Annotated in this window: 22 protein-coding genes and 1 tRNA gene; 19 read left to right on the top strand and 4 right to left on the bottom strand. The window is 65.4% G+C overall.

Going from position 1 to position 19,598, the window contains the following annotated elements:
* Positions 1 to 18: 18 nt before the first annotated feature.
* Positions 19 to 95 (top strand) — tRNA-Arg (locus tag BLS61_RS00665).
* Positions 96 to 139: 44 nt separating this feature from the next.
* Here BLS61_RS00665 and bamE read toward each other — a convergent pair.
* Positions 140 to 634, bottom strand: coding sequence for an outer membrane protein assembly factor BamE domain-containing protein (gene bamE / locus BLS61_RS23780; protein WP_090425991.1), 495 nt, complete (start codon positions 632 to 634; stop codon positions 140 to 142).
* Positions 635 to 956: 322 nt separating this feature from the next.
* On the opposite strand from bamE, the gene mgtE reads away from it, so the two are divergent.
* Positions 957 to 2,399 carry a magnesium transporter gene (mgtE, locus tag BLS61_RS00655; protein ID WP_090425988.1) on the top strand — a complete coding sequence of 481 codons (1,443 nt, stop codon included), beginning with the start codon at positions 957 to 959 and terminating at the stop codon, positions 2,397 to 2,399.
* Between the two features lies 1 nt (position 2,400).
* Here mgtE and BLS61_RS00650 read toward each other — a convergent pair whose 3' ends face one another.
* On the bottom strand, positions 2,401 to 2,862 hold the full coding sequence (locus tag BLS61_RS00650; RefSeq protein WP_090425986.1) for a nuclear transport factor 2 family protein: 462 nt from the start codon (positions 2,860 to 2,862) through the stop codon (positions 2,401 to 2,403).
* Between the two features lie 11 nt (positions 2,863 to 2,873).
* Entirely contained in the window at positions 2,874 to 3,596 is a 723-nt protein-coding gene (locus tag BLS61_RS00645) for an SDR family oxidoreductase (RefSeq protein WP_090425983.1), read from the bottom strand.
* 176 nt (positions 3,597 to 3,772) lie between these two features.
* On the opposite strand from BLS61_RS00645, the gene BLS61_RS00640 reads away from it, so the two are divergent.
* The 4 genes from BLS61_RS00640 (at position 3,773) to BLS61_RS00625 (ending at position 8,076) form a co-directional block, all read left to right on the top strand.
* A complete protein-coding gene (locus tag BLS61_RS00640) occupies positions 3,773 to 4,669 on the top strand; it encodes an AraC family transcriptional regulator (protein ID WP_090425980.1) in 897 nt (298 codons plus the stop codon).
* Between the two features lie 200 nt (positions 4,670 to 4,869).
* The gene (locus BLS61_RS00635) at positions 4,870 to 5,127 is read left to right on the top strand and encodes an OadG family protein (RefSeq protein WP_167358691.1); all 258 of its coding nucleotides are present in this window, start codon (positions 4,870 to 4,872) and stop codon (positions 5,125 to 5,127) included.
* Between the two features lie 23 nt (positions 5,128 to 5,150).
* Positions 5,151 to 6,929 carry a sodium-extruding oxaloacetate decarboxylase subunit alpha gene (gene oadA, locus BLS61_RS00630; protein ID WP_090425974.1) on the top strand — a complete coding sequence of 593 codons (1,779 nt, stop codon included), beginning with the start codon at positions 5,151 to 5,153 and terminating at the stop codon, positions 6,927 to 6,929.
* A gap of 10 nt (positions 6,930 to 6,939) precedes the next feature.
* Entirely contained in the window at positions 6,940 to 8,076 is a 1,137-nt protein-coding gene (locus BLS61_RS00625; protein ID WP_024308763.1) for a sodium ion-translocating decarboxylase subunit beta, read from the top strand.
* Positions 8,077 to 8,166: 90 nt separating this feature from the next.
* Here the strand turns inward: BLS61_RS00625 and BLS61_RS00620 are convergent, their stop codons facing one another.
* A complete protein-coding gene (locus tag BLS61_RS00620; RefSeq protein ID WP_003461866.1) occupies positions 8,167 to 8,493 on the bottom strand; it encodes an Arc family DNA-binding protein in 327 nt (108 codons plus the stop codon).
* 380 nt (positions 8,494 to 8,873) lie between these two features.
* Here BLS61_RS00620 and phnC point away from each other — a divergent pair, with 380 nt between their 5' ends.
* The 13 genes from phnC to phnP all read left to right on the top strand — a co-directional run bounded on the left by phnC (position 8,874) and on the right by phnP (position 19,592).
* A complete protein-coding gene (phnC, locus tag BLS61_RS00615) occupies positions 8,874 to 9,698 on the top strand; it encodes a phosphonate ABC transporter ATP-binding protein (RefSeq protein ID WP_090425971.1) in 825 nt (274 codons plus the stop codon).
* A gap of 54 nt (positions 9,699 to 9,752) precedes the next feature.
* Positions 9,753 to 10,754, top strand: coding sequence for a phosphonate ABC transporter substrate-binding protein (phnD, locus tag BLS61_RS00610; RefSeq protein ID WP_090425968.1), 1,002 nt, complete (start codon positions 9,753 to 9,755; stop codon positions 10,752 to 10,754).
* 62 nt (positions 10,755 to 10,816) lie between these two features.
* Positions 10,817 to 11,608 carry a phosphonate ABC transporter, permease protein PhnE gene (gene phnE, locus BLS61_RS00605; protein WP_090425965.1) on the top strand — a complete coding sequence of 264 codons (792 nt, stop codon included), beginning with the start codon at positions 10,817 to 10,819 and terminating at the stop codon, positions 11,606 to 11,608.
* Positions 11,609 to 11,628: 20 nt separating this feature from the next.
* Positions 11,629 to 12,351, top strand: a complete 723-nt coding sequence (gene phnF, locus BLS61_RS00600; RefSeq protein ID WP_090425962.1) for a phosphonate metabolism transcriptional regulator PhnF — start codon at positions 11,629 to 11,631, stop codon at positions 12,349 to 12,351.
* A gap of 11 nt (positions 12,352 to 12,362) precedes the next feature.
* Positions 12,363 to 12,812 (top strand): phosphonate C-P lyase system protein PhnG, encoded by a 450-nt coding sequence (gene phnG / locus BLS61_RS00595; protein ID WP_090425960.1) that lies wholly within the window; start codon positions 12,363 to 12,365, stop codon positions 12,810 to 12,812.
* On the top strand, positions 12,812 to 13,423 hold the full coding sequence (gene phnH, locus BLS61_RS00590) for a phosphonate C-P lyase system protein PhnH (RefSeq protein ID WP_090425957.1): 612 nt from the start codon (positions 12,812 to 12,814) through the stop codon (positions 13,421 to 13,423). The genes phnG and phnH overlap by 1 nt, the downstream gene beginning before the upstream one ends.
* Positions 13,423 to 14,499: a carbon-phosphorus lyase complex subunit gene (locus tag BLS61_RS00585; RefSeq protein ID WP_090425955.1), complete on the top strand. Its 1,077-nt coding sequence runs from the start codon at positions 13,423 to 13,425 to the stop codon at positions 14,497 to 14,499. The genes phnH and BLS61_RS00585 overlap by 1 nt, the downstream gene beginning before the upstream one ends.
* Complete coding sequence (locus BLS61_RS00580) at positions 14,499 to 15,377, top strand: alpha-D-ribose 1-methylphosphonate 5-phosphate C-P-lyase PhnJ (RefSeq protein ID WP_090425952.1); 879 nt, start codon at positions 14,499 to 14,501, stop codon at positions 15,375 to 15,377. The genes BLS61_RS00585 and BLS61_RS00580 overlap by 1 nt, the downstream gene beginning before the upstream one ends.
* A complete protein-coding gene (phnK, locus tag BLS61_RS00575; protein WP_017677523.1) occupies positions 15,374 to 16,183 on the top strand; it encodes a phosphonate C-P lyase system protein PhnK in 810 nt (269 codons plus the stop codon). The genes BLS61_RS00580 and phnK overlap by 4 nt, the downstream gene beginning before the upstream one ends.
* 194 nt (positions 16,184 to 16,377) lie before the next feature.
* Positions 16,378 to 17,094 carry a phosphonate C-P lyase system protein PhnL gene (gene phnL, locus BLS61_RS00570; RefSeq protein WP_090425949.1) on the top strand — a complete coding sequence of 239 codons (717 nt, stop codon included), beginning with the start codon at positions 16,378 to 16,380 and terminating at the stop codon, positions 17,092 to 17,094.
* Positions 17,084 to 18,229 (top strand): alpha-D-ribose 1-methylphosphonate 5-triphosphate diphosphatase, encoded by a 1,146-nt coding sequence (locus BLS61_RS00565; protein ID WP_090425945.1) that lies wholly within the window; start codon positions 17,084 to 17,086, stop codon positions 18,227 to 18,229. Before phnL ends, BLS61_RS00565 begins: the two co-directional genes overlap by 11 nt.
* Positions 18,229 to 18,837, top strand: a complete 609-nt coding sequence (phnN, locus tag BLS61_RS00560) for a phosphonate metabolism protein/1,5-bisphosphokinase (PRPP-forming) PhnN (RefSeq protein ID WP_090425942.1) — start codon at positions 18,229 to 18,231, stop codon at positions 18,835 to 18,837. The genes BLS61_RS00565 and phnN overlap by 1 nt, the downstream gene beginning before the upstream one ends.
* Positions 18,828 to 19,592 (top strand): phosphonate metabolism protein PhnP, encoded by a 765-nt coding sequence (gene phnP, locus BLS61_RS00555; protein WP_090425939.1) that lies wholly within the window; start codon positions 18,828 to 18,830, stop codon positions 19,590 to 19,592. The genes phnN and phnP overlap by 10 nt, the downstream gene beginning before the upstream one ends.
* The last annotated feature ends 6 nt before the right edge of the window (positions 19,593 to 19,598 follow it).

Below are 19,598 nucleotides of genomic sequence, written 5' to 3'. Positions count from 1 at the left end.
GGTCTAAAAGCGCCAAACGGACTCATAGCTCAGCTGGATAGAGTACTCGGCTACGAACCGAGCGGTCGGAGGTTCGAATCCTCCTGAGTCCGCCACACCCAAAGGGCCTGCAGCAATGCAGGCCCTTTTTCTTTGCCCGTCATTTCTTCACGCAGCCGGCTTCGTCGAAGCTGACCTGTCGGCTGTTGCCGCCTTTGCGCTGTTCGCGATAGTGGTAGCGCTGCTGCCCATTGCTCGCCGTGACCCTGTCCGGTTTGCCCAGGCTGTTTTCCACGTCGGCGCGGCTCATGCCGCGGCGCACCTCCTTGCGGATGATCGCCTGACGTCTCTCGCTGGCGTTCAGCAGGTTGCCGCAGCCATCGTCCTGCTGGCCGACTATCACCAGCTCGCCCGTGTTGGCTGGGGCGGTCATCGCGCGCCGGGCCGGGTCGGCCAGTGGGATGGTCTCGCCGCTGCTGGGCGTGGGGTTGCGGGCATCCTGCAGGTGCACGTCCTGATCGCTGGCGCAGCCGTGACGGGTGAAGGTGACATGGCCGTCAGCGCTCACGCAGCGGAACACGCTGGCGGCTGAAGTGTCTGCAATAGGGGAGAGAAGCGCAGCGGCCAGTAGCGCTGCGAAGTGTCGTCCTTGCATGAATCGTCCTCCATGACGTTGCGCATTTCAGGTTAGACCGTTTTTTCGCTCATGCCAGGGTGTCCTGGCCTGGTTGGCTGGCGTCGCATAGCCAGGTTTTCATGCGCGATTGAAGTTTGCGATGCAAGCAGTTGTTCTTGCCGCGCTTTTGTCACGTACAAAGCTGTTTTGCGGTGTTATCATTCGCCGCGTCAGCCCCGCCGGGGCTTGTGGAATACCACCATGGACTTACCCAGTAGTTACTCAATACTCCCCTCGCACAATCGTGTAAGACCTGATTGATCCCCTTTGGCGTGCCCGCCAACTGGGGGTGGAGCGCGCTATGACTGAAGTAGAAGCCAAAAAGCCGCAAGAGAGCCTGCAGGATCGCCTGGCCCAGGTGATCGAGCTGCTGCATCGACACAAGCTGGTAGAGGGCCTGACCCATCGCCAGGAAGGCCAGCATCAAGACCTGGTGGAAAGCCTGGTACATCGGCAGAACCTTGCCGAGCTGCAGCGCAAGCTTGACGACCTGCATCCCGCGGACATCGCCCATATCCTCGAAGCCCTACCGCTCGATGACCGCCTGACCGTCTGGCAACTGGTCAAGGCCGAGCGTGACGGCGACATCCTGCTGGAAGTTTCCGACGCGGTGCGCGAAACCCTGATCGCCGACATGGACGATCACGAGATTCTCGCCGCGGCCAAGGACCTGGACGCCGACGAACTCGCCGACCTGGCGCCGGAACTGCCGCGCGACGTGGTTCACGAGCTTATGGAGTCGCTCGATGCCCAGCAGCGCGAGCGCGTGCGTTCGGCCCTGTCCTACGAGGAGGATCAGGTCGGGGCGCTGATGGACTTCGAGATGGTCACCATTCGCGAAGACGTCAGTCTGGAAGTGGTGCTGCGTTACCTGCGCCGTCTCAAGGAGCTGCCGGGCCATACCGATAAGCTGTTCGTGGTCGATTACGACGGCGTGCTCAAGGGCGTGCTGCCGATCAAGCGCCTGCTGGTCAACGATCCTGAGAAGCAGGTCGGCGAGGTCATGGCCGATGATCCGGTGAGCTTTCACCCGGATGAGGACGGTTATGACGCCGCCCAGGCGTTCGAGCGTTACGACCTGATCTCCGCCCCCGTGGTGGACAAGAACGGCAAGCTGATCGGCCGTCTGACCATCGACGAGATGGTCGACCTGATTCGTGAGGAAAGCGAAAGCGAAGTGCTGAGCATGGCCGGTCTGCGCGAGGAGGAGGATATCTTCGCCTCGGTGTGGAAGTCGGTGCGCAACCGTTGGGCCTGGCTGGCGATCAACCTGGTCACTGCATTCCTCGCCTCGCGCGTGATCGGCCTGTTCGAAGGCTCGATCGAGAAGCTGGTGGCGCTGGCGGCGCTGATGCCCATCGTCGCCGGTATCGGTGGCAACTCCGGCAACCAGACCATCACCATGATCGTGCGCGCCATGGCGCTGGATCAGGTCAGCACCGGCAATACCAAGCGCCTGCTACGCAAGGAGCTTGGCGTCTCGTTGATCAACGGCATCCTCTGGGGTGGTGTGATCGGCGCCGTCGCCTATGGGCTTTACGGCAGCTGGTCGCTGGGCGTGGTGATGACCGCGGCGATGACCCTCAACCTGCTGCTGGCAGCGCTGATGGGGGTGCTGATCCCCATGACCCTGGCACGCCTGGGGCGCGACCCGGCCATGGGGGCCAGTGTGATGATCACCGCCATGACCGACAGCGGCGGTTTCTTCATCTTCCTGGGGCTGGCGTCGATCTTCCTGCTGTAGATCAGTCCATCAACTGCACCAGTCGCCAGGTATCGAGAAAGGCCGTGACTCGGGTGATCCGGCCGTTCTCCAGCTGCATGTGCCAGGAGTAGCTGTTCTCGTAGCGACTGCCATCCCTGGCGGTCGCCTGGCCATCCCAGTGCACGACCACGTGAGGCCCCTGCGCCACGATCTGGCGGACGGTGGGCACGATGGGCGTGGCCAGCTTGTCGGTGATGGGTTTGACTGCATCTTCCATGAACGCCTCGCGCGTGCGGTAAGTCCCGGAGTACGGGCTGCTACCGGCCACCACCCAGACGGCATCATCGGCCAGCAACTGGAAGATGCCGCCCTGGCCGGCGCGCCAATCCTCGAAGGCTTTCTGAATCAGGGCCTGATTGGCTACGGTGTCGTCATTCGCCCAGGTCGGCAGGCAGAGCGATAGGCCGAGCAGCAGTGCTGCGAGGTTGTTCTTCGTTATCATGCTCGCCTCCATCAGTAAGGGCTGGCGGTCGGGCGCACGATGACTTCGCTGACATCGACGTCGTCCGGTTGTTCGACTGCGTAGGCCACGGCGCGGGCGATGGCATCCGGCGTAATGGCGATACGGCGGAAGGTCTTCATCGCATCGCGGGCGCTGGCGTCGGTGATGCTGTCGGCCAGCTCGGACTCGACCACGCCCGGGCAGATGGTGGTGACGCGCACGCGCTCGCTTTCCTGACGCAGGCCTTCGGAAATCGCCCAGACCGCGTACTTGGTGGCGCAGTACACCGCTGCGGTCGGCGATACGGCATGGGCGCCGATCGAGGCGATGTTGATCACCTGGCCGCGCCCGCGTTTTTCCATGCCTGGCAGCACGGCAGCGATACCGTGCAGCACGCCACGTATGTTGACGTCGATCATGCGGTTCCACTCCTCTACCTTCAGGGCGTTGAGCGGTGAAAGCGGCATGACTCCGGCGTTGTTGATGATGACGTCGACGGGGCCGTGACGCGCTTCGGCATGCTCGACGAAGGCCTGCATGTCGTGCAGCTGGCTGACGTCCAGGGCGCGGCAGGAGGCGCGTTGGCTCTGCGCCTGCAGCTCTTCTACCAGTTTCTGCAGGCGTTCGATGCGGCGTGCGCCGAGGACTACCTGATGGCCCTGGCCGGCGAGGTGTCGGGCGATGGCTTCGCCGATGCCGCTGCTGGCGCCGGTAATGAGGATGACTTTGCTCATGTCGGTCTCCATTTGCGTGATGGTGTGTTCATGCTATGGAGGTGCGGGACGGCTGCTAAGTCTCGTTACTCTTTCGATATTGCCTGTTTCTATTGACTGCTTCCTACAATGTGCCGGTCTTCATCACCAGCGGAAGCCCAGGCATGAGCGCAAGTTCCGAGAGCATGAAACGGCGCATGGTCGAGTTGATGCTGCGGCTGGCTCCCGAGGAGGGCTACACCGCGGCGCAACTGGACGGAGTCACCTTCATGCGTTCCAACCGTCCGCTGCCGGTAACGCCGGCGCTGTACGAGCCGAGCATCGTGATCGTGATCCAGGGGCGCAAGCGCGGACTGCACGATGGCAATCTCTACATCTATGACGCGCAGCACTATCTGGTGCTGGCGCTGCCTTTGCCCTTTTCCATCGAAACCGAGGCCAGCGCCGAGGAGCCCATGCTGGGCGTAGCGCTGCGGGTCGACCCGCTGCTGGTGGCCGAGCTGGCCATGGAGCTGGACGAGCCCCAGGCTGCCGAGCCGGCAACGCTGTATTCCAGCCCGATGGATGCGCGCCTGAGCGATGCGACGTTGCGCCTGCTGCAAGCGCTGGCCGACCCCGACGAAGTGCGACTGCTCGCTCCGTCGATCGTGCGCGAGATCGTCTTTCGCGTGCTGCAGGGCGAGCAGGGCAACGGCCTGCGTGCAACCCTGGCACAGAACAGCCATTTCGGCCGTATCGCGCGCGTACTGCAGCGCATCCATCGCGACTATCAGGAGTCGCTCGATGTGCCTTCACTGGCGCAAATCGCCAGCATGAGCGTGCCGGCCTTTCATGTGCACTTCAAGGCGATGACCAGCCGCTCGCCGCTGCAGTACCTCAAGGCCATACGCCTGCATCAGGCGCGCCTGCTGATGATTCGCAACGACATGAGTGCGATCAGTGCGGCGCAGCGCGTCGGTTATGAGAGCCCGTCGCAGTTCAGCCGCGAGTTCAAGCGCCTGTTCGGCCGTACCCCGGGCGATGAGACGCGCCACTTCAAGAACTTGCTGGCGCTGGCGCCTGCCGTCGACATCGGTGCGCGCTCCGCTTCCTGACGGCGCGCTCGCAGCAGCGTTCTCCTGCTTTGGTAGTGGGTGTGAAAAAGCCACTACATAATTGGCCCAATCAGCCCCTTTGGCGTTTGCTTCAAACGCTCGTTTCAGGCTAAGGTTCGGCAGCTTTGCCCAGGCGCAGGCCCGGGCGCTCCTGATCAATAATGAATGCGGCCGCCTGGCTGCTGGCCAAAGGAGCCAAGATGACCCCCAGTGAACTGCTGCTCGAGGGTGTCGAACTCATGTTGTTCGGCATGGGTTTCGTGTTTGTCTTTCTGGTGTTGCTGGTGGGGGTGGTCAGCCTGATGTCGCGCCTTATCGCGACGTTCGCCCCGCCTGCGCCGGCCCCTGCCGTTTCCTCTCCCATACCCAGTGCCAGGTCGGCCAGCCATGAGCCGGATGCCGAGACGCTGGCCGCCATCCAATCCGCCATTGCCCAGCACCGCGCACGTCGCGGTTGATCAGGTTCAGAGGGAATACCTGTATGACTGCAGTTAAACAAGCGCTCGGGATCACCGATGTGGTGCTGCGTGACGCCCACCAATCCATCCTGGCCACCCGCGTACGTCTGGAGGACATGCTGCCGATCGCTCCAAAGCTCGATCAGGTCGGTTTCTGGTCGGTGGAGTCCTGGGGCGGCGCGACCTTCGACGCCTGCATTCGCTACCTGGGCGAAGACCCCTGGGAGCGCATTCGTGAGCTGAAGAAGGCGATGCCCAATACCCGCCAGCAGATGCTCCTGCGCGGACAGAACCTGCTGGGCTACCGCCACTACGCCGATGACGTTGTGGAAAAGTTCGTCGAGCGTGCCGCGGTCAACGGCGTCGACGTGTTCCGCGTGTTCGATGCGATGAACGACCCGCGCAACCTGGAAACCGCACTCAAGGCCGTCAAGAAGCAGGGCAGGCATGCCCAGGGCACCATCTCCTACACCACCAGCCCGGTGCACACCCTGGACATGTGGGTCGACCTGGCCAAGCAGATCGAAGACATGGGCGCCGACTCGGTGGCCATCAAGGACATGGCGGGCATCCTCACCCCCTATACCGCCTTCGAGCTGGTTTCGCGCCTGAAGGCCAGCCTGGCCATTCCGATCCATATGCAGTGCCACGCCACCGCTGGGCTTTCGTCCGTGGCGATTCTCAAGGCGGTGGAGGCCGGTATCGACAACGTCGACACCGCCATTTCCTCGCTGTCGATGACCTACGGCCATTCGCCGACCGAGTCGGTGGTGGCGATGTTCCAGGGCACCGAGCGCGACACCGGATTGAACCTGGAGCTGCTGGAGGAAATCGCCGCCTACTTCCGCGAAGTGCGCAAGAAGTACGCGAAGTTCGAGGGCAACCTCAAGGGTGTCGATTCGCGCATCCTGGTCGCCCAGGTGCCGGGAGGCATGCTCACCAACATGGAAAGCCAGCTCAAGGAGCAGGGTGCCCAGGACAAATTCGATCAGGTGCTGGCCGAGATTCCGCGCGTGCGCGAAGACCTCGGCTTCATCCCGCTGGTAACGCCCACGTCGCAGATCGTCGGCACCCAGGCGGTGATCAACGTGCTCACCGGCGAGCGCTACAAGTCCATCACCAAGGAAACCGCTGGCGTGCTCAAGGGCGAGTACGGTGCCGCGCCCGCGCCGTTCAATGCCGAGCTGCAGGCTCGTGTACTGGATGGCGGCGAGGCCATCACCTGCCGCCCCGCCGATCTGCTCGAAGCGGAGATGGACAAGCTGACCGCCGAACTCAAGGGCATTGCCCGGGAGAAGGGCATCAAGCTGGCCGCCGACGAGATCGACGACGTGCTGACCTACGCGCTGTTCCCGCAGATCGGCCTGAAGTTCCTGGAAAACCGTGGCAACCCGGCGGCCTTCGAGCCAGCGCCGACCGGCAAGGAAACTCCGGCTCGCGAGGTCGGAAAGCCCGAGGTCTACACCGTCGAGGTCAATGGCAAGTCGTTCGTCGTGCAGGTCAGCGAAGGCGGCGATATCGAAGGCATCAAGCCTGTCGGTGGCGCAGCGAGCGCCGCGCCGGCCGCGGCCCCGGTCGCAGCGGGCGGTGGCGAGCCGCAGGCGGCGCCGCTGGCCGGCAATATCTTCAAGGTACTGGTGCAACCCGGCCAGGCCGTGGAGGAGGGCCAACTGGTGATCATCCTCGAGGCGATGAAGATGGAAACCGAGATCCGCGCCTTCAGGGCCGGCACCGTCGGCGCCGTCAACGTCAAGGTCGGCGATGCAGTGGCGGTGGGCGACAGCCTGCTGACCATCGGCTGAGGAGCGCACCATGGAAAAGCTGCTCAAGCTCTGGCAGAGTACCGGTCTGTACCATCTGGAGCCTGGCCAGGCGTTCATGATCGCGGTGTGCCTGCTGCTGATCTACCTGGCCATCAAGAAGGGCTTCGAGCCCCTGCTGCTGGTGCCCATCGGTTTCGGCGGGCTGCTGTCGAACATTCCGGTGGCCAACATGGCCGAAGGTGCCGGCTTCCTGCACCTGATCTATGAAGTGGGCCTGCCGACCAGCATCTTCCCGCTGTTGATCTTCCTCGGCGTCGGCGCCATGACCGACTTCGGCCCGATGCTGGCCAACCCCAAGACGCTGCTGCTTGGCGCGGCTGCGCAGTTCGGCATCTTCGGCACGCTGCTCGGCGCCCTGGCGATCACCGCGCTGGGCATTCCCGGCATGGAGTTCACCCTCAAGGAGGCGGCGTCCATCGCCATCATCGGCGGGGCGGACGGGCCGACCTCAATCTTCGTCACCTCCAAGCTGGCGCCCGATCTGCTCGGCCCCATCGCCGTGGCGGCCTATGCCTACATGGCGCTGGTGCCGCTGCTGCAACCGCCGATCATGCGTGCGCTGACCAGCAAGGAAGAACGCGCCATCGTCATGCAGCAACTGCGTCCGGTGGGGCAGACCGAGAAGATCATCTTCCCCATCGTGCTGTGCATCCTGGTCGGCCTGCTGCTGCCCGATGCCGCGCCGCTGATCGGCATGTTCGCCCTCGGCAACCTGCTGCGTGAGGCCGGTGTGGTCGAGCGCCTGGCCGACACCTCGCGCAACGCGCTGATCAACATCGTCACCATCTTCCTCGGCCTGACCGTGGGCTCCAAGCTGTCGGCCGAGGCCTTCCTGCAGCTCAAGACCCTCGGCATCCTGATGCTGGGCATGGTGGCGTTCTGCGCCGGCACTGCAGCCGGGGTGCTGATGGCCAAGCTGATGAACCTGTTCAGCAGCAACAAGGTCAACCCGCTGATCGGTTCGGCAGGGGTATCGGCGGTGCCGATGGCGGCAAGGGTGTCGAACAAGGTCGGCCTGGAGGCCAATCCGCAGAACTTCCTGCTGATGCATGCCATGGGGCCGAACGTGGCCGGGGTGATCGGCTCGGCCGTGGCGGCGGGGGTGCTGCTCAGCTTCGTTGGCTGATGAAGGCGCGGAGTTCGCTCCGCGCTTCGCTTGGCGAGAACGGCAGGAATAAAAAAACCGGCTCTAGGCCGGTTTTTTCATGAGCTCGCCTCAGGCTTCTTCGGCGGCCATTTCCACATCGTGGGCGATCAGAGCGACCAGTGCGTTCTGCTGGCGGCGCGACAACTGACGAAAACGCTGCAGCAACTCACGCTCATGGAGGCTCAGTTCGGGGCTGTCTAGGCGCAGACTGAGGTCGTCATCCAGTGCGCCTTCCTGAAGCATGCTCTGCTCAAGGCGGGCGATGATTTCCGAATTCATGCTGCGGTGATGGTTGCGTGCTACATCAGCGATACGCTCACGCATGCCATCGGGCAAGCGAACGACAAATTTGTCAGCCGTGCGGCTGGAATAAATAGCCTGTTTCATAGGGCGCATACATTACCGGTTAGTTCAGGGAGCGATACTGGTAGTCAGTGTCGAGATTGTCACCGGTTTGACCGAGTTTCGCACTAGCCGTTCAACCGGTATCGCGTTCTGCGTCTTAACGACCCGTGGGTCGTCTGAACAGTTCCTTGACGCCAAATACGTGTCGCATTGTGATTCAGGTGGCGGCTTTATGCCAGCACCGATTGTCCGAAATGCGGGGTACTCGGCAGAACTCAGGTTGGTGTCTCGCTCCAACACAAAAGTTTCAAGTTTCGTTCATTCAAACGTCACCCGCGATTCACGGGTCTGACACAGCTTGCGCCTACCTTGGTCTACACCAGAGGGCGCCAGCAGCCTTCTTATCGAAAATGATAGTAGAGGGCCAGCACATGAGCGCAGCGATTCGAGTCGACCGTCTGAACAAGAGCTTCGGCCGCAAGCAGGCGCTGTTCGACCTGGCGCTGTCGGTGCAGCCGGGCGAGATGGTGGCGCTGATCGGCGCGTCGGGCTCGGGCAAGTCGACGCTGCTGCGTCATCTGGCCGGGCTGGCCCGCGGCGATGCCGGCAGCATCGAAGTGCTCGGGCGCCAGGTCCAGGCCGAGGGCCGCCTCAATGGCGACGTGCGTCGCCAGCGCGCCGATATCGGTTACATCTTCCAGCAGTTCAATCTGGTCGGCCGCCTTAGCGTGCTGCAGAACGTGCTGCTCGGCGGCCTGGGCCGCATGCCGCGCTGGCGCGGTAGCCTCAGTCTGTTCAACGCCGAGGAGAAACAGCGCGCCATGCAGGCGCTGGAGCGCGTCGGTTTGGCCGAGTTCGCCGCGCAGCGCGCCTCGACCCTGTCCGGTGGCCAGCAGCAGCGCGTGGCCATCGCCCGCGCGCTGTGCCAGCAGGCCGAGGTGATTCTCGCCGACGAGCCGATCGCCTCGCTCGATCCGGAATCGGCGCGCAAGGTGATGGAGATTCTCGCCGACATCAACCGCCGCGACGGCAAGACCGTGGTGGTGACCCTGCATCAGGTCGACTACGCGGTGCGCTATTGCCAGCGCGCCGTGGCGCTCAAGGGCGGGCGCATTCATTTCGATGGCCCCACCGACAGCTTCAACCCCGATTTCCTCAACGACCTCTATGGCGGCGATCTCGATATCAGCCTGCTGCTGCCGCAAGGGCAGCGCCCGCGTGCCGTGGAGCGTCCGCTGACGCTGGCCAAGGCCTGACGTCAGGTTCCCTATTCGAAACACCAACGCCAACTAGCAACAGGAGTGTGCTCCATGTTCAAACGCATCGGCCAGGTGCTGGCTGCCTCTGCGCTCGTCACCGGTTCCCTGCTGGGCTCGGCCCAGGCCGCCGAGGAACTCAACTTCGGCATCATCTCCACCGAGTCCTCGCAGAACCTCAAGGCCATGTGGGACCCCTTCCTGGCTGACATGAGCAAGCAGACCGGGGTGAAGATCAACGCCTTCTTCGCCCCGGACTACGCCGGGATCATCCAGGGCATGCGCTTCGACAAGGTCGACGTGGCCTGGTACGGCAACAAGTCGGCGATGGAGGCGGTGGACCGCGCCGGCGGCGAGATCTTCGCCCAGACCGTGGCGGCCAACGGCGCGCAGGGCTACTACAGCCTGCTGGTGGCGCACAAGGACAGCCCGATCAACTCGGTCGAGGACATGCTCAAGAACGCTTCGAGCCTGACCTTCGCCAACGGCGACCCCAACTCCACCTCCGGCTATCTGGTGCCCGGCTACTACGTGTTCGCCCAGAACAACGCCGACGCCGGCAAGATCTTCAAACGCTCGCTCAATGGCAGCCACGAGGTCAACGCGCTGTCGGTGGCCAACAAGCAGGTCGATGTCGGCACCTTCAACAGCGAAGGCATGGAACGTCTTGAAGTGACCGCGCCGGACAAGGCCGCGCAGCTCAAGGTGATCTGGACCTCGCCGCTGATCCCGTCCGACCCCATCGTCTGGCGCAAGAACCTGCCGCAGGAAACCCGCGACAAGCTGCGCACCTTCTTCATGACCTACGGCGCCAAGCCGGAAGAGAAGAAGGTGCTCGAAGGCTTGCAGTGGGGTCAGTTCAAACCCTCGGACAACGACCAGCTGCTGCCGATCCGTCAGCTCGAGCTGTTCAAGAAGCGCACCGAAGTGGCCAACAACGACAAGCTCAAGGACGCCGACAAGCAGGCTCAGCTCAAGGAGCTGGACGCCGAGCTGGCCAAGCTGGAGCAGCGCATGGCCGAGCGTGAGAAGCAGGGCGGCGCCAGCGCCGGTTGATCCTGGCAGCCCCTCGGTATCGACCGAGGGGCTGACTGCAGTCGTTTTCCCGAGATGCCTCGATGACCACTTTGACCACCCATACCCCGACCGTCGATAGCAAGCGCAGCTGGCTGCAACTGATCGGCTGGGGCCTGTTCTTCGCCGTGCTCGCCTGGTCCTGGCAGGGCGCGGAAATGAACCCGCTGGCGCTGGTGCGCGATGCCGGCAACATGGCCACCTTCGCCGCCGACTTCTTCCCGCCGGATTTCAGCAACTGGCAGCACTACCTCAAGGAGATGGTGGTCACCGTGCAGATCGCCCTGTGGGGTACGGTGCTGGCCATTCTCTGCGCCATTCCGCTGGGCATCCTCTGTTCCGAGAACATCGTGCCCTGGTGGGTGTACCAGCCGGTACGCCGGGTGATGGATGCCTGCCGTTCGATCAACGAAATGGTCTTCGCCATGCTCTTCGTCGTCGCGGTCGGCCTCGGCCCCTTCGCCGGCGTGCTGGCGCTGTTCATCAGCACCACCGGGGTGCTGGCCAAGCTGTTCGCCGAGGCGGTCGAGGCCATCGATCCCGGCCCGGTCGAGGGCGTGCGCGCCACCGGCGCCAGTGCCCTGCAGGAAGTGATCTTCGGCGTCATCCCGCAGGTGCTGCCGCTGTGGATTTCCTACTCGCTGTACCGCTTCGAGTCCAACGTGCGCTCGGCCACGGTGGTCGGCATGGTCGGCGCCGGCGGCATCGGGGTGATTCTCTGGGAGGCGATTCGTGGCTTCCAGTTCGCCCAGACCTGCGCCCTGCTGATCGTGATCATCCTGGTGGTGAGCGCCATCGACATCCTGTCCCAGCGCCTGCGCAAGCTCTTTATCTGAAGGAGGAGGAGGGCGCCTGCGTGCGCCCTTTTCAAACGATGAACTTGTCTAGACAAAGCGAACCGCTGTACCTCGAACTGGCCGCCGTGCTGCGCGAGGACGTGCAGCGCATGAGCCCTGGCGACTACCTGCCGGGCGAGATGCAACTGGCCGCACGTTTTTCCGTCAACCGCCACACCCTGCGCCGCGCCGTGGACGAGCTGGTGCTCGAAGGCCGCCTGCTGCGCCGCCAGGGCAAGGGCACCCAGGTGCTGGCCAAGCCACTGGTGTACCCGGTGGAGGCGGGCAGCGCCTTCAGCCAGTCACTGTCGGCGCTCGGCCACCGTGTCGAGGCCAGGCTGATCGAGCGCCTGCGGCGCACCGCCAGCAGCGAGGAGTGCCGCCACCTGCAACTGCCCGACGGCAGCGAGCTGATCGAACTGGCCACCCTGCGCCTGCTCGAGGGCCAGCCGCTGAGCCTGATCCGCCACCGTTTCTGCGCCAGCCTGGCGCCACTGTTGGCCGACTACCAGGGCGGTTCGCTGCGCCAGTACCTGGCCGAGCGCGACCTGCCGCTGGCGCGCACCTTCAGCCTGATCGGCGCGCGCCTGCCCAGCCGCGAAGAGGCGGCGCACCTGCTGATGCCGCGCCACGCGCCGCTGCTCAGTGTACTTACCCTGTCCCGCGATCCCGCTGGCCGGGCGGTAGAGCTGGCGCAGTCCAGCAGCCGCGCCGACCGCTTCCAGTACCAGGTAGCGACCTGATGGAGACCCGCATGAACGATCTTGATCCGAACATCGCCGCGCGCCAGCGCTGGATGGGCGTGCTGGCCCGTGCCGGCAGCGCCCTCGACGCCCATGAAGCGGCGCTGAAGGACAGCGCCTACCAGCTGATCCGCGCGCCCGAGGTGGGCATGACCCTGGTGCGCGGGCGCATGGGCGGCACCGGCAGCGCCTTCAACCTGGGCGAGATGACCGTGACCCGCTGCGTGGTGCGCCTGGCCGACGGCCGTACCGGCTACAGCTACCTGGCCGGCCGCGACAAGCGCCGCGCCGAACTGGCCGCCCTGGCCGACGCCCACCTGCAGGGCTGTGATCAGGCGCGCTGGCTCGACGGCCTGATCGAACCCCTGGCCCGCCAGCAACGCGAACAGCGCCTGGCCCGGGCCGCAAAGACTGCCACCACCCAGGTGGAGTTCTTCACCCTGGTCAGAGGAGAGGATTGATGACTACGCCGCACAGCTCGCACTGGCTGCAACCGGCTTTCGACGACCCGGTGCTCGACGCCCAGGTCAGCTTCCGCGCTGCTCTCGGCGCCCTGGCCGAGCCGGGCCTGCCACGCGCCATGGACCGCGCCCACACCCTGGGGGATCTGACGCCGGCCACTTATGGCTTGTGTCTGGCCTTTCTCGACAGCGACACGCCGCTTTGGCTGGCGCCGCGCTTCGATACGCCGTTGATTCGCGCCAACCTGGCCTTCCACTGCGGCTGCCCAATCGTCGCCGAGCGCGAGATCGCCCTGTTCGCCCTGCTCGATGAGAGCGAGTTGAGCGATCTGTCGGACTTCGACAATGGCAGCGAACGCTACCCGGATCAGTCCTGCACGCTGCTGATTCAACTCGACGATCTGCACGCTGGCCCAGCCCTGCGCTGGCGCGGCCCGGGCATCAAGGACGTGCGCAGCGTCAGCCTGCCGTTGCCGGCCTCGTTCTGGCAGCAGCGCCAGGCGCGCAACGCTTTTCCCCGTGGCCTGGACTGCTTCTTCGCCGCTGACGGCGAAGTCATCGGCCTGCCACGCAGCACCCACGTGCTGATCGAAACCGAGGAGGCCGCCTGATGTATGTCGCCGTCAAGGGTGGCGAACGCGCCATCGACAACGCCCATCAACTGCTGGCCAACCGTCGCCGTGGTGATACCGCCGTCGCCGAACTGAGCGTGCAGCAGGTGCGCCAGCAACTGCCGCTGGCTGTGGCCCGGGTGATGAGCGAGGGCTCGCTGTACGACGAGGAACTGGCTGCGCTGGCCATCAAGCAGGCGGCCGGCGATCTGATGGAAGCCATCTTCCTCTTGCGCGCCTACCGCACCACGCTGCCGCGCTTCGGCGCCAGCGAGCCGCTGGATACCACGAAGATGCAGCTGGAGCGGCGCATCTCCGCCACCTTCAAGGACCTGCCCGGTGGCCAACTGCTCGGCCCGACCTTCGACTACACCCACCGTCTGCTGGATTTCACCTTGCTGGCTGAGGGCGACTATCCGGCGCCGGAAGCAGCCGTTACCGCTGAGCCCAAGCCCTGTCCGCGGGTGCTGGATTTTCTCGCCGGCGAAGGGCTGATGGCCCGCGAGACGGATGACGGCGCGCCAGTACCCGACATCACCCGCGAGCCGCTGGCCTTTCCCGCCAGCCGCGCCGAGCGCCTGCAGGCCCTGGCCCGTGGCGACGAGGGCTTCCTCCTGGCGCTGGGGTATTCCACCCAGCGTGGTTACGGACGCAACCACCCCTTCGCCGGGGAGATCCGCATCGGTGATGTCGAGGTGTGGATGACGCCCGCCGAACTGGGTTTCGCCGTACCGCTGGGCGACATCGAAATCACCGAGTGCGAGATGGTCAACCAGTTCGTCGGGGAAAGCGCCGAGCAGGCGCAGTTCACCCGCGGCTACGGCCTGGCCTTCGGTTACGCCGAGCGCAAGGCCATGGGTATGGCCCTGGTCGACCGTGCCCTGCGTGCCGGCGAGTACGGCGAGCAAGTGCAGGGCCCGGCGCAGGAGGAGGAATTCGTGCTGATGCACTGCGACAACGTCGAGGCCGCCGGCTTCGTCTCGCACCTCAAGTTGCCGCATTACGTCGACTTCCAGGCCGAACTGGAACTGATCCGCAAGCTGCGCCGCCAGGCGCCGGCAGAGGAGAACCGCTGATGAACCTTTCCATCGCAAGCGGCGCCCGCGAGGCGTCGGCCTACAACTTCGCCTATCTGGATGAGCAGACCAAGCGCATGATCCGCCGCGGCCTGCTCAAGGCGGTGGCGATCCCCGGCTACCAGGTGCCTTTCGGTGGCCGTGAGATGCCGCTGCCCTACGGCTGGGGCACCGGCGGCATGCAGCTGACCGCTGCGATTCTCGGCGCGGATGACGTGCTCAAGGTGATCGACCAGGGCGCTGATGACACCACCAACGCGGTGTCGATCCGCCGCTTCTTCGCCCGTACCGCCGGCGTCGCCACCACCGAGCGCACGCTTGAGGCCAGCGTGATCCAGACCCGCCACCGTATTCCGGAAACACCGCTGTCGGCAGGGCAGATCATGGTCTATCAGGTGCCTATCCCCGAGCCGCTGCGCTTTATCGAGCCCAGCGAGCAGGAGACGCGCACCATGCACGCGCTGGAGGATTACGGCGTGATGCACGTGAAGCTGTACGAGGACATCGCCACCTTCGGCCATATCGCCACCGCCTACGCCTACCCGGTGACGGTGGACGAGCGCTACGTGATGGATCCGTCGCCGATTCCCAAATTCGACAACCCCAAGCTGGACATGAGCCCGGCGCTGATGCTGTTCGGCGCTGGTCGTGAAAAGCGCCTGTACGCGGTGCCGCCCTTTACCCGGGTGGTCAGCCTGGACTTCGAGGATCACCCCTTCGCCGTGCAGCAGTGGGATGAGTGCTGCGCCTTCTGCGGCAGCAGCGAGTCCTTCCTCGACGAGCTGATCGTCGACGACGCCGGCAGCAAGCGCTACGTCTGCTCCGACACCGACTACTGCCGCCAGCGCACCGAGCGCCTTGAGGAGAACCTGCAATGAGCGCCGCCGAACGTCTGCAACCTGCCGTGGCAGCGGCCGAGCCGCTGTTCTCGGCGCGTGACCTGACCCGCCTGTACGGCCCGGACAAGGGCTGCCAGGGGGTGAGCTTCGACCTCTATCCCGGCGAGGTGCTGGGCATCGTCGGCGAGTCCGGCTCGGGCAAGTCCACCTTGCTCAGCCTGCTCTCCGGGCGCTGCCCGCCGGATCGCGGCAGCGTGAGTTATCGCGCGCGCAGTGGTCAGTGGCTCGACCTGTACAGCGCCAGCGAGGCCGAGCGGCGCACGCTGCTGCGTACCGAGTGGGGCTTCGTCGAGCAGAACCCGCGCGACGGCCTGCGCATGGCGGTGTCGGCCGGCGCCAATATCGGCGAGCGGCTGATGGCCCAGGGCGTGCGTCACTACGGCGAGCTGCGCGCCGCCGGGCTCGACTGGCTGAGCCAAGTGGAGATCGACCCGGCGCGTATCGACGACCTGCCGCGCACCTTTTCCGGCGGCATGCAGCAGCGCCTGCAGATCGCCCGCAACCTGGTCTCCGCGCCGCGCCTGGTGTTTATGGACGAGCCGACTGGCGGGCTGGACGTATCGGTGCAGGCGCGTCTGCTCGACCTGCTGCGCGGCCTGGTACGCGAGTTGGATCTGGCGGTGGTGATCGTCACCCACGACCTGGCGGTGGCGCGGCTGCTGGCCGACCGGCTGATGGTGATGCGCCGCTCGAAGGTGGTAGAGGCGGGGCTGACGGATCAGATTCTCGACGACCCGCAGCATCCGTATTCGCAGCTGCTGGTGTCGTCGGTGTTGCAGCCTTGATTCCGTTTTGTGGGAGGGGCTTTAGCCGCGATCCCTTTTGTCGCGGCTAAAGCCCCTCCCACGCACGCAGGCAATGGCGGGTTGCACCCGCCCTACGGCCTGCAACCGTCAACCCGTAGCCCGGATGCAATCCGGGAAGCCCGTGCCAGCCACCCCCGGATTGCATCCGGGCTACGACAGCAATCGAGGTGTGTATGAACAACCTGATCGAGGTCAGCGGCCTCAGCAAGACCTTCACCCTGCACCAGCAGAACGGCGTCGTCCTGCAGGTGCTGCGTGACCTGAATTTCGCCGTGCGCGGCGGCGAGTGCCTGGTGCTGCATGGGCAGTCCGGCGCCGGCAAGTCGACCCTGCTGCGCACCCTGTACGGCAACTACCTGGCGGCCGGCGGCAGCATTCGCATCCGTCACCAGGGCGAGCCGGTGGAGCTGGTCGGCGCCGAGCCGCGCCAGGTGCTGGCGGTGCGCCGGCAGAGCCTGGGTTACGTCAGTCAGTTCCTGCGGGTCATCCCGCGCGTCTCGACCCTGGACGTGGTGATGGAGCCGGCGCTGGCCCGCGGCTGGACGCGCAGCGATGCCGAGGCGCGGGCCAAGAGCCTGCTGAGTCGCCTGAATATCCCCGAGGCGCTGTGGCAACTGGCGCCGGGCACCTTCTCTGGCGGCGAGCAGCAGCGCGTCAACATCGCCCGCGGCTTCATGGTCGAGTGGCCGGTGCTGCTGCTCGACGAACCCACCGCCTCGCTGGACGACGCCAACCGCCAGATGGTGCTGGAGCTGATCAATGAGGCCAAGGCTGCCGGCAGCGCGCTGATCGGCATCTTCCACGACCGCATCGCCCGCGAGGCGGTGGCCGACCGTCACCTCGACATGAGCGCCGCGGCGGCGCAACCGGAGTACGTCTATGTCGTCTGAACAGATTCTCAGCAACGCCCGTATCGTCACCGCCGAGCGCGAGTTCCATGGCACCCTGTTGCTGCGTGACGGGCTGATCGCCGCGGTGGACGAGGGCGCCAGCCGCCTGCCGCAGGCCCAGGACCTGGGCGGCGATTACCTCCTGCCGGGGCTGGTGGAGCTGCACACCGACAACCTGGAAAAACATATGAGCCCGCGCCCTGGTGTGGACTGGCCCTCGGCTTCGGCGGTGCTGACTCACGATGCGCAGATCGTCGCTGCCGGCATCACCACGGTGTTCGATGCGCTGGCCATCGGCGACATCAACCCACGTGGCCGGCGCATGCAGCAGCTGCCGGCGATGATCGAGGCCATAGCCGCCAGCGAGGCGGCCGGGCAGACCCGCGCCGAGCACCGCCTGCACCTGCGCTGCGAGCTGTGCCACCCCGATGCCCTGACCATCTACCGCGACCTGGTGGAACACCCGCTGGTGGCGCTGGTGTCGGTGATGGATCACTCGCCCGGACAGCGCCAGTTCGCCAAGGTGGAGAAGTACCGCGAGTACTACATGGGCAAGTACCACCTGAGCCCGGCGGAGATGGAGGAGTTTCTCCAGGAGCAGATCGCCAACTCGCGTCAGTACAGTGACCGCCAGCGTCGCGCCATCGTCGAGGACTGCCACGCCCGGGGTATCTCGGTGGCCAGCCATGACGACGCTACACTGGCCCATGTGCAGGAGTCGGCCGGCTTCGGCATGGCCATCGCCGAGTTCCCCACCACCCTGGAAGCGGCCAGAGCCAGCCACGAGCTGGGGCTGAAGGTGCTGATGGGGGCGCCGAATGTGGTGCGCGGCGGCTCGCACTCCGGCAATATCGCCGCCGCCGAACTGGCGCGCCACGGCGTGCTGGATATCCTCTCCAGCGACTACTACCCGGCCAGCCTGCTGCATGCGGCCTGGCTGCTCGCCGGACAGGACAACGACTATGATTTGCCTGCGGCCATCGCCACCGTGAGCCGCGCGCCGGCCAGGGCGGCCGGACTGGATGACCGCGGCGAGATCCGCGTCGGTCTGCGCGCCGATCTGGTACAGGCCAGGACCCATGGCCAGCAACCGGTGATCCAGCAGGTGTGGCGCCAAGCACGAAGGGTATTCTGATGCAGGGCAGGTTGATCTATCTGATGGGGCCTTCGGGCTCGGGCAAGGACAGCCTGTTGCAAGCCGCGCGTGCGCCGCTGGAGGCGCACGGCTGCCGTTTCGCCCGGCGGGTGATCACCCGTAGCGCCGAGTCCGTCGGCGAGGACGCGCTGGGCGTCACCCCCGCGGAGTTCGAGCGCCTGGAAGGCGAGGGTGCCTTCGCCCTGAGCTGGCGTGCCAACGGCCTGGCCTACGGCATCCCGCGCGAGATCGACGACTGGCTGAGCGCCGGGCAGGACGTGCTGATCAACGGCTCGCGCGGTCATCTCGAGGTGGCTCGTCAGCGTTACCCGCAGCTGCTGGCGATACTGCTGCAGGTCGACGAAGCGGTGCTGCGCCAGCGCCTGCTGGCTCGCGGCCGCGAGACGCCGGAGCAGATCGAGCAGCGTCTGGCGCGTAGCCGCGAACTGCAGGCTGGCGTTGCTTCCTCTCCTCTCCCATTTATGGGAGAGGGGCCGGGGGAGAGGGCAGATCAGGCGGATACTATCACCCTGGACAACTCCGGCCCCCTGCCACAAACCGTCAGCCGCCTCCTGCATCTGCTCGACGAGGCCCGCCAATGCGCCTGACCCTGCTCGGCACCGGCGATGCCCGTCAGGTGCCCGTGTACAACTGCAGCTGCCCGGCCTGCGATGCGGCGCGCGTGTATCCGTCGCGGCGCCGCGGCCCCTGTTGCGCGCTGATCGAATGCGGCACGCAGCGCTGGCTGATCGACAGCGGCCTGACCGATCTCACCGAGCGCTTCGCGCCGCACAGCTTAAGCGGCATCCTGCAGACGCATTACCACGCCGATCACGCCCAGGGCCTGCTGCATCTGCGCTGGGGCCAGGGGTTGGTGATTCCGGTGCACGGCCCGGACGACCCGGAAGGATTGGCCGATCTGTACAAGCACCCCGGCATTCTCGATTTCAGCCAGCCTTTCATCCCTTTCGAGCGCCGTAAACTGGGCGAATTGAAGGTCACCGCGTTGCCGCTGACGCATTCCAGGCCGACCTTCGGGTATTTGTTCGAGGGCAAGGGGTTCGAAGGGCAGGGGCGGCGCATTGCCTACCTCACCGACACGGTTGGCGTGCCCGAGGCCAGTTGCGCCGAGCTTGAGCGTGCGCCGCTGGATCTGCTGGTGCTCGATTGCTCCACCGCGCCGCAGCCGGTGGCGCCGCGCAACCACAACGACCTGACCCGTGCGCTGCAGATCATCGAACGCCTGCGGCCGACGCAAGCGGTGCTGACCCATATCGGTCACAGTTTCGATGCCTGGCTGCAGGCGCATCCCGACGCCCTGCCGGGAGCCGTCAGCCTGGGCCGTGACGGCCTGGTGCTGTAGCCGGCT

The sequence above is a fragment of the Ectopseudomonas guguanensis genome (assembly GCF_900104265.1).
In the GTDB taxonomy this organism is placed as follows: Bacteria; Pseudomonadota; Gammaproteobacteria; order Pseudomonadales; family Pseudomonadaceae; genus Aquipseudomonas; species Aquipseudomonas guguanensis.
Note: the sequence above shows the minus strand (reverse complement) of the source record. Positions and strands in the feature narration are given on the sequence as shown.